General features: G+C 59.5%; 7 protein-coding genes, 1 tRNA gene and 1 pseudogene. 4 read left to right on the forward strand and 5 right to left on the reverse strand.

The features are described 5' to 3' along the window. The coding region (locus tag AC5IJH_RS17925; protein ID WP_491904196.1) for a carbonic anhydrase at positions 1–522 on the reverse strand (522 nt) is incomplete at its 3' end. A gap of 98 nt (positions 523–620) precedes the next feature. On the opposite strand from AC5IJH_RS17925, the gene AC5IJH_RS17930 reads away from it, so the two are divergent. Together AC5IJH_RS17930 and AC5IJH_RS17935 are read left to right on the forward strand one after the other, a co-directional pair. Then, a complete protein-coding gene (locus AC5IJH_RS17930) occupies positions 621–2045 on the forward strand; it encodes a serine hydrolase domain-containing protein (protein ID WP_491904197.1) in 1425 nt (474 codons plus the stop codon). A 94-nt stretch (positions 2046–2139) separates the two neighbouring features. After that, positions 2140–2226: transfer RNA gene (locus tag AC5IJH_RS17935), tRNA-Leu, on the forward strand. Positions 2227–2519: 293 nt separating this feature from the next. Here AC5IJH_RS17935 and AC5IJH_RS17940 read toward each other — a convergent pair. From AC5IJH_RS17940 to AC5IJH_RS17955, 4 genes and pseudogenes are all read right to left on the reverse strand, one after another. Then, a pseudogene (locus tag AC5IJH_RS17940) lies at positions 2520–2702 on the reverse strand (tyrosine-type recombinase/integrase); the annotation flags it as partial. A gap of 169 nt (positions 2703–2871) precedes the next feature. Next, on the reverse strand, positions 2872–3321 hold the full coding sequence (locus AC5IJH_RS17945; RefSeq protein ID WP_491904198.1) for a YkgB family protein: 450 nt from the start codon (positions 3319–3321) through the stop codon (positions 2872–2874). Positions 3322–3620: 299 nt separating this feature from the next. Continuing rightward, positions 3621–5333, reverse strand: a complete 1713-nt coding sequence (locus AC5IJH_RS17950; protein WP_491904199.1) for an FAD-dependent oxidoreductase — start codon at positions 5331–5333, stop codon at positions 3621–3623. Positions 5334–5719: 386 nt separating this feature from the next. Next, positions 5720–6601 carry a LysR substrate-binding domain-containing protein gene (locus AC5IJH_RS17955; RefSeq protein ID WP_491904200.1) on the reverse strand — a complete coding sequence of 294 codons (882 nt, stop codon included), beginning with the start codon at positions 6599–6601 and terminating at the stop codon, positions 5720–5722. Between the two features lie 193 nt (positions 6602–6794). Between AC5IJH_RS17955 and AC5IJH_RS17960 the strand changes: the two genes are divergently transcribed. Further along, positions 6795–7496, forward strand: coding sequence for an alpha/beta fold hydrolase (locus tag AC5IJH_RS17960; protein WP_491904201.1), 702 nt, complete (start codon positions 6795–6797; stop codon positions 7494–7496). 154 nt (positions 7497–7650) lie between these two features. Further along, positions 7651–9000 (forward strand): DUF7482 domain-containing protein, encoded by a 1350-nt coding sequence (locus AC5IJH_RS17965; protein ID WP_491904202.1) that lies wholly within the window; start codon positions 7651–7653, stop codon positions 8998–9000. Positions 9001–9145 lie beyond the last annotated feature (145 nt).

Consider the following 9145-nt stretch of genomic DNA (forward strand, 5'->3'; position numbering starts at 1 on the left):
GGGGGGGTGGGTACCCAGATGCTGGAGTTGGAGCAGCACATTCTGCTCGACCAGCAGGTGGGTGAGCTGGTCCCCCTCCGCCTCCGGGTACTTTGCGCGGACCACACTCAGGGCGGCATGGGCGTTGCGCAGCCAGCTCTGGACCGTGGGCATCGTCGACAGACGAGCTGCTTCGGGATCCCGAAGCGCCTTCATCGCGCCGCAGTCGCTGTGCCCGCAGACCAGGATGTCGGTCACCTTGAGTGCTGTGACGGCGTATTCGACCACAGCCGAAACGCCACCCATCATCTCGCCATAGGCTGGCACGATGTTGCCGATGTTGCGGCAGATAAAGAGGTCGCCGGGATCAGCACGGGTGATCAGCGAGGGGTCGATGCGGCTGTCTGCGCAGGTGATGAAGAGCACCTGTGGGTTCTGCTGATTCCTGAGCGAATCGAAGAGCTCCCGGTGCTCCGGGTAGACCTCAGTGCTGAACTGCAGAAAGCCTTCGAGCACCTTGGCCATGCCGTCTGTGATTGCCATGCCGCTCCTCCGTCCGAACACGAACGTTTCAGTATCGCGTGAGCCGGGCGGAATGCCAACGGCTTCCCTGCGGGCGCGCGGTTGCGTACGCTCCTGTCATGCACTGTGCGCTTCGCCTGCTGGCTGGTCTCCCGCTGCTCGTCTCCCCTGCTCTGTTCGCTCAATCGGCTTCGACCCTCGATCCTGCAGCGGCGGCCCGCGCGGACCAGGCCGTTGCGTCGGTGCTTGCCACGACCGGGATTCCAAGCGCCTCAATCGGCCTCGTGCGCAACGGCCAGATTGTCTACCTGCATGCGTATGGAAAGGCGCGGCTGGAGCCCACGCTGCCCGCAACGCCGCAGATGCAGTACTCCGTGGGCTCGGTGAGCAAGCAGTTCACGGCGGCGCTGATCCTGCTGCTGGCAGAAGACGGCAAGCTGAGGCTCGACGATCCGGTGGCGAAGTATCTGCCGCGGCTGGCGCGCGCAAACGAGGTGACCATCCGCGAGCTGCTCTCGATGACCGCGGGTTACCAGGACTTCTGGCCCGAAGACTACGTGATGACCAGCATGATGCCGCCGACCACGGCCGATCACATCCTGGACGTCTGGGGCACGAAGGCGCTCGACTTCGATCCCGGGACACAGTGGCAGTACTCGAACACAAATTACGTGATCGCCGGGCGAATCGCCGAGATCGCGGGCGGCCAGCCGCTCGTCGCACAGTTGCGCGCACGCATCTTCGACCGGCTCGGCATGACGGGCGTGCTCGATCAGGATGCCAGCCACCTGCCGCCGACCGACCCGACCGGCTACTACCAGCATGCGCTGGGGCCCCTGCGGCCAGCGCCGCTTGAGGGCTCAGGCTGGATGTTCGCCGCTGGCGAACTGGCGATGTCGCCGCACGATCTCGCTCTCTGGAACATCAGCGTGATGGATCGTTCGCTGCTCAAGCCGGCGTCGTACAACGCGATGTTCACGGAGGTGAAGCTGAAAAATGGTGCCGGCACCGGTTACGGATTGGGAGTGCAGGTGGGCGAGCGCAATGGCCAGCGCGTGATCTCGCACAGCGGCGAGGTGTCCGGCTTTGTTTCGCAGAACACAGTTTACCCGGATAGCAAAGCCGCTGTGACGGTGCTGACCAACATTGACGCATCGAGCGCTGCATCGACCATCGCGCGCGCACTCGCGCCGGTAGTGCTTGACAGCGGCACGGCGAGCAGCGCGGCAAGTGACGCGGCCACCGCACGCGCAGAGCGGGTTCTCACCGGACTGCAGCATGGCGAACTGGACCGCAGTGGATTGACCAAGCTGTGCAACGACTACTTCACGCCCGAGGCGGTGCAGGATTTTCAGCAGAGCCTGGCGCCGCTTGGCTCGCCGCGCAGCTTTCGCCAGGTGAGCGAATCGCCTCGCGGCGGAATGATCTTCCGGGCCTACCGCGTGCAGTTTGCCGACTGCGTACTCATGGTGACGACCTACGAGGAGCCGGATGGCAAGCTCGAGCAGTACCTGGTGTTTCCCGTAGGAGACCCGGCCTCCTGACCCTGCTTGCCGCTCGAGGAGCCGTGTGCGAGACTGCGAATGGCACAGCAGGCGGTGCCGCTACCAGCGGGCACACAACGCCTCAGCAGCCCGGGCCGGGATGGCGGAACTGGCAGACGCAGCGGACTCAAAATCCGCCGAGGGCAACCTCGTGGGGGTTCGACCCCCCCTCCCGGCACCAAGATTACAAGGAACTTATAGCGAAAATGACCTTTCCGATGCGAGAGGTCATTTTCATTTGTGGCTGTTCTGATGGCTGTTCGTTTCTACGAAGTAGCCGAATGGCGTTGTGAGCGCTCTGATCTGCAATGGATTGCAGAGAGTGACATTCCCCGGACTTCCGGAACTTAGCCGAGGTCGGATCGGCGTCAAGGCCGCGCATCCGCGCGCTTCGCGGTCGTAGAGCCTTGAACCCGACTCCTGAACCTCGGCAGTTCATCTCAACATCCGGGGAATGCATCAAGAAGCAACTGCCTACTTCGCGCCAGACGCGATCCGCTCCACCATTGACAGCCGATGCGCTGGAGACAGATGGCTATACCGAGCCGACATTGTGATCGTCTTGTGGCCAGCAGCCTCCTGAATCTCCTTGATGCTCGCTCCAGCCCTCGCCAGCCAGGAGCAAAACGTGTGGCGATTGCAGTGCCAGACATACTCGCTGCCAGCATCTTCAAGGCACGGCTGGAACCACGAACGGGGTCAGGAAGCGCAGGCGACCTGACTGGCGGAGGTGCTGACGAGATGCCTGCATATTGTGTGATACCGATCAGCGGATGAAACGCAAGCCAGAGAACCGCTCAGCGCTGAACTTCGTAGCTATTCGCTTCTACCGTAGTTGCCGCGTGGCCAAGGAGGCAAGGCTCTCACGCGCCGTATAGACCGCAGCCCCCAACAGCACGACATCCTTGATCAGAAACTGCCCAACCGCTCCTGAAAGCGCGGGAAAGCCGCCTAGGCTTGGCTCCCAGCCCGGCGTGGTTACGAGAAAGCTCAGTGTCGTCACAAACGTCAAGATCGCGATCAGACTGCCAATCAGCCCGAGCCGTGGAAACAGCCGTCCTGCCACTAGGAAGACAGCCGTCGTGATCTCAGTGACACCGATGACATTTGCCAACCCCTGAACGCCGAGTGCGGTTAACAAGGGCCGCAGAAACGGGCTGTTGGCTTCCAAGCCCATGATCCCATGAGCTTCATACGGGGTGAATTTCATGCCGCCGATCCAGAGCAGGATCAAGACAAGTCCGTAGCGCAGCAGAATATGTTCTGCCGATGTCATAACACTTAGGAGAGGCGGCATAGCCTGTGAGGAGCTTTCGCGTTCTGTAGACGCTGCTGAGTAGGTCACGTCGTTATCTACCTTCCTATAAGTTGATGATGTTTCTTATTACTGACTTCCGCCAACACACTCGACTGCGACAGGACCAGGTCCACTCGCCTGATCGATGAGTCTGGTTATGTGCGGCTCAGACACTGCTTCTATTCGCGGGCACGCTGATTCTTCGCCCTCGCGATCGGAACAGGCGGGATGATGCGCAAGCAGCGTACAGATTGCCTTCGTTCCGATGGTCTACCCTTTTATATGGCTCTCGCCTGGTCCGGCAGAGTAGAGCTTTTCTGAGCGAGATATCGGTGAATGTCCGAGATCACGACCGAGCCTTCGCCCACGGCGGATGCGACTCGCTTCACCGAAGATGCTCTCACGTCTCCGACAGCATAGAGGCCGGCAACATTGGTGGCATACGGTGTGCTGTCGAACCCAATGCTCCCGCCCGTGGGAACAAAACCCTTGGCATCGAGCTTGACTGTGCCGTACAGCCACCCGGAGTTTGGCTCCGCTCCGATCATGACAAAGACCCTGGAGATGCGCTTTCTCATGGACTCGCCAGTTTTGCGGTTTTGCCAGGTAACCACCTCAAGGGTGCTCTCACCTTCGAGCCCGACTATCTCACTATCCGCGTAGAGCGTGATGTGTGGTGAGCCCTCGATCCGCGCGATCAGATATTTCGACATGGAGTTCGCGAGAGAAGTACCACGGATGATGTGGTGGACGTGCTTTGCAAATCCCGAAAGGAAGACCGAAGCCTGTCCGGCCGAGTTCCCTCCTCCGACGACGATGATCTCTGCCTCACGACATAGTAGAGACTCCATTGCAGTCGCGGCGTAGTAGAGTCCCCTGTTTTCGAACTCGACGTGGCTCTTCACATTCAGTCGCCTGTATCGCGCTCCGCTTGCGATCACAACAGAACGCGCGCAAACAGCCGCACCGCCAGCAAGCGTCAGTCGATGCATGCCACCCGCTTGTGCCGCACTGACAACGTCCCTGGAGATGGCGAACTGAACACCGAACTTAAGAGACTGAAGGTGCCCTCGGCTGGCCAGTTGCGCCCCTGATATCCCAGTTGGAAATCCGAGATAGTTCTCTATTTTCGAGCTGGTACCTGCTTGCCCTCCGGGAGCAGTTCCCTCGATCACGATCGTCGCCAGGCCTTCGGAAGCCGCATACACGGCCGCCGCAAGCCCCGCAGGACCAGCTCCGACGACCGCGAGGTCATAGATCGTGTGGGGTTCAGGACACTCGGTAATCCCAAGTTCATCGGCGAGATGGGTTATGTTCGGGCGAACCAACAGACGACCGTCGAGCAGTTGGACCGCCGGCGTCTGCGCCCGAGCGGCACCCGCCCCAAGCGCAACGGGTGTTTGCATGGTCTCGATCCGATGCGGGTAGTAATTGCGAATCAGGAAGCGACGGAGGTCGAGCAAGTCCGGATCACTCTCGAGCCCTCGAAGGACGACCCCGGTGGAAGGATCGCCCGTGATGCCAATGCGGCGCCATATGCAAGCGGCTACTACGATATTGGCGATATCGCCCTCGGCACGCATCAGTGTGCGTAGGTTCTTGCGGGAGATTCGCAGAAGATGAGTCGTCCTGGTCGCTCGTGCTTCTGCCACGGACCTTTGCGAGTTCAAAAGGTTCAACTCGCCAGTAAACTCACCAGCACCCAGCAGGCGGAAGAGCTTCCACCCACCACCCTCCACGGGCAATCGGCTCTCAATCTCGCCTGAAAGAACAATGAGCATGTCTGTATCTCGATCACCATACGAGTACAGGCAAGTGTCCGGCGGGACAGACTCCTCCTGTCCATAGGGCCGGAGTCTCTCGAGGATGTCCTCACTCAACCGGGGAAACGCTAGATCGCCACGAAACGCAAGATCCGCGTTCGACAAGGTAGGACGTGGAGGTGATGCAGCCTCGGCTACTGCACTGATCTCCTTGTCGGGCTCATTCATGTTTCGTGGCCTCTCAGATCGTTCCACTGCTTATGGTCCGGATCCCGTCAGGAGTGGCGGGAGAACTGGAGTTCCCAGCCTCAAGTCACGACACCACGGAGTGTCGAAGACAGCAGCCCAGCAGGAGTCCGCTTTGATGGTCGAGGCATTGACGACCGTGACTTAGTGCTTATGCCGCCATCGGGACAGTCATTCGCAACTGTAGGGCTGAGTTCCTACTCAGACAAGTTCGAAGTCTTTACGTGGTAATTGAGAAATCTTGACGAATACGTCGGCTGCCCTCGTACTCGTCAGAGCGGGCACGCTCGCGTGAACTCACCCGGGCGCCGGCGCAGCTTCGACTCCATAGAGCGGGCGACTCATCACCCGGGCCAGTATTTACGCCACTAGGCGGCCTCTCGCCCTTGGGAGCGCAGATACGCAGCCACTAACTCCTCTGTAATCTCCGCGAATCGCAGAGCATTGGGAGTCCGAAGGTGGCGTCGACGATGAAGAACGACCGAGATATTTCCCAGTGGCGGCAGGTCCAGTTCGATGGTCTGCACGTTCGCCGGCAGTCCGAGCTCGGCTCGCGTGGTCAGCCCTAGTCCCGCACTCACAGCAGCCCATATGCCGGTCAGGCTCGGGCTCGTCATCGCAACGCGCCAAGGACGGCCAGCACTTTCCAGCGCTTCCAGCCCTGGTGTTTGGCATCCGCACGGAGGGCTGAAGAGAGCCATCGGTAGCGGCTGCTGTGGACGATCCTTGAAGCTGGGGCTTGCGATCCAGTGCAAGGGCAGCTCGCTCAACAGGTGAGCGCTCTTCTTCTGTGCGCCCCCCAAGGTCAATGCAAGGTCGAGATCGCCGGTTTCGATCTTTTGTATCAATACCTGCCCGAGGTCCACCGTCGCCTCAAGCTTCACAAGAGGATAGAGCGCACCGAATCGTGCGAGTACCAGAGGCAGAATCGTCGCCACGAAATCCTGGCCGAAGCCGATTCGGATGCCACCCGAGAGGGACGATCCGCGAAGCGTATCGATCATCTCGTCATTCAGTTCCAGCACTCTCCGGGCGTATCGGAGAGCAATCTCTCCCTGTTCCGTGAGGACCGTCTTGCGGCCCTGCTTCTGAAAGAGCGGCACTCCAACCTCTTCCTGCAGCCGCTTCATCTGCAAACTGATAGCCGAGGGCGTGCGCCCGAGGCGCTCCGCCGCACGGCCAAAACCGCCGAGGTCTTGGGCCACCACTAACGTGCGAAGGCTGTCCAGACTCAGGTTGTTGAGAAGCATAGTTTAGATACTCTCACCGATCGTCTTAGAACTTCTCGCTTTTCCTGATCTCTCGGCGTTCGTATGCTCCATCGTAACGCGCCAGTGAGTCAGAGTGTGATCTGCCCGGTTACCCGAAACGGCTCCATGCCGATCTCTCAGATCCCGGTGTGTTCCTTTACCGCCTGCCGGCTGACTCAGCCAGACGAGACCAATGAACAAATATCCTTCCAACGCTACAGTTGTTCTAGTGCATGCCGCATGGGCGGATGCAACGTCGTGGTCTGCGGTCATAGGTCCGCTACTGGAGGCGGGTTTGAAGGTTATATCCGCCCAGATCCCAATGACCTCTTTGTCCGACGATGTGGCTGCTCTGAGAATGGCCCTGGAAAGGGCTGGTGCGGGCCCCATCCTGCTCGTGTCTCACTCCTACTCTGGTGGAGTCATAACCGCCCTCGAACATGACAGCCGCATTCGAGGCCTGGCCTATGTGGCAGCCATGCCACCTGCAGAAGGAGAAACAGTCGGAGACCTGTTCTTTCGAGAGCCTCCACACGAAAAGGCGCCCCATCTGGAGCCCGACCGCCATGGCCTGTTGTGGATGTCGGAGGAGGGAATGAGAAACGCGGTCGCTCACCGGGCCACGCCGGAGCAAAGCGCAATCATGACAGCCACACAAAGAGCGATAGCGATTAAGTGTCTCGGCGAGGCGATACAGACGCCAGCATGGAGAACGACACCGTCATGGTTTTTGTTAGCCGAGGACGATCGCATGTTCAGCCCGAAAACACAACGTTTCGTGGCCGATCGTATGGGCTCGGTGGTCCGTTCGCACGATGTAGATCACGCTCCCCAGATTTCCTCGCCCTCCACTGTCGTCGACTTCGTGCTGGCCGCGGCCAGCGCCTTGCTCTGACCTCCAGGTTGCGGCACACACTTTCAGCGAAACTGTATCCCCACCGTCCTATGACTCTCCATCAATGACCAAGATGTGGAGTGGCTGAGGGGACTCTCACGTTCCCGCCGTCGACTCACACCTTCCTAGCCCCGTCGATAAGGAACAACGGTATATGCGAAAACTCATTTTTAATTCCGCAACCATCGCGCTCGGCTGCCTGTCGGCAGGCATGCACGGGAACGCCCAAATGCGCACACCAACTAGACCGACTGAACGGATTACAGGCGACAAGATCTCAAGAATGCCAAGCTCCAAGGCCACCCCTGAGATACTGGCCGCTGCAAAGGCTGCCGCACCGACGCCAGCGGCCACGACCGATGGCCTGCCGGTCGGTGGTGATGGCCCGTCAGCAGGTCCGCTGGGAGACGGGCCCGGATGTAATCTCTTCCCGGCTCCCGGGTCCACCGGAGCCAGCGTGCCACTGTCGTACTTCGGGCCGCCGCCGTCGGCCAGCAACCCCAGTCTAGTAGGACCCTATCAGTTGCTGCAGTCCGGACAGGTTGACATCACAAACGGTACGCTGACTTTGCCTCTGTATGAGGGGTACATGAAGAAGGGTCACGTGCCAGTCTGGTACGTTCTTACGGATGTAGACGATCAGGAAGTCGCGACCCAACTGGGCCTGAATTTCTCAGCCAAGCTGACCAATGCAGGTCCGGGAGCCCGCACCGCAAACTTCGATGACAACGGCGATCTGATTTTCGACGCTGGCAAGGTGAACTTTGCGCCGCATCGGGAGCTGGTCCCGGGATCGGAAGCGAACCCTTATCCCCCTTCTGTTGCCAAACCAGGAGCGGTGGGTGATGCGAACTACAGTCCCCTTGTCCAAGTGAGAAATGCGGGAGGAATCATCTACAACGCGTCGATTGTGGCGTTCGGAAACCAACCGAATCAGATCGATTTCCCGAACGGCCACGTGGACCACACCAAGGTGCACGATCAGGTCCTCGCCATCGATCCTTATAACCAGACGGTCACCCTGCAGTTGGTGAATGGCTTTAGCTTCGGACGCCCGCTTTGGTACATTTCGCTGGACGCGAGCGTGCCGGCAGTAGCAGCAATCGAAGGGAATACCTATGCGCCATTGATGGCACATCTTCACACAGGCGGTGATGATAGCTTCAGCAGTCCAGTGGAGCGCATTTTCATCGCGACGAACGGGCCAAGAGGATGCACCAATCCAAAGAGGCAAGGGCTCGATGCAGCACTACTGGATGACCATCGGCCAAACAATACCTTCGGCGGCATCCCAACCATCGCCACAGACTACAGCCCCATGTGGAATGGTCAGCTCTATGAGTGGACTCCAGATAGCGTCAAGAATGACTATCGCCAACAATTGAGGGAAGAGTTTCAGATACTGACTTATGCGCAAGATGGACTGATCACCGGCCCGAACGGAACAGCTTTCGGTGATAGCCACTTCGTTATCAATTGCCCGCCCGTGCAACGCCTAGAGTAATGGAGCCTCCTCAGAGGTCTCCTTCATCAGGAGACCTCTGAGGCGCACTCGCTCCGTCCGACCGTTCATCTTGGAATCGAGAGCATGCTGTGTGGCCTCACAACTATCACCCACGGTCCCCTTCGTTCGATCGCTCCATGTCGAA

Origin of the sequence: Candidatus Dedyshia acidiphila (assembly GCF_051025295.1) — a bacterium.
Taxonomy (GTDB): domain Bacteria; phylum Acidobacteriota; class Terriglobia; order Terriglobales; family Acidobacteriaceae; genus KBS-83.

Excerpts from the sequence above, each read along its gene's own strand:
- AC5IJH_RS17930 (WP_491904197.1), top strand. The coding sequence starts at position 621 with ATGCACTGTGCGCTTCGCCTGCTGGCTGGTCTCCCGCTGCTCGTCTCC.
- AC5IJH_RS17945 (WP_491904198.1), bottom strand. The coding sequence starts at position 3,321 with ATGACATCGGCAGAACATATTCTGCTGCGCTACGGACTTGTCTTGATC.
- AC5IJH_RS17950 (WP_491904199.1), bottom strand. The coding sequence starts at position 5,333 with ATGAATGAGCCCGACAAGGAGATCAGTGCAGTAGCCGAGGCTGCATCA.
- AC5IJH_RS17955 (WP_491904200.1), bottom strand. The coding sequence starts at position 6,601 with ATGCTTCTCAACAACCTGAGTCTGGACAGCCTTCGCACGTTAGTGGTG.
- AC5IJH_RS17960 (WP_491904201.1), top strand. The coding sequence starts at position 6,795 with ATGAACAAATATCCTTCCAACGCTACAGTTGTTCTAGTGCATGCCGCA.
- AC5IJH_RS17965 (WP_491904202.1), top strand. The coding sequence starts at position 7,651 with ATGCGAAAACTCATTTTTAATTCCGCAACCATCGCGCTCGGCTGCCTG.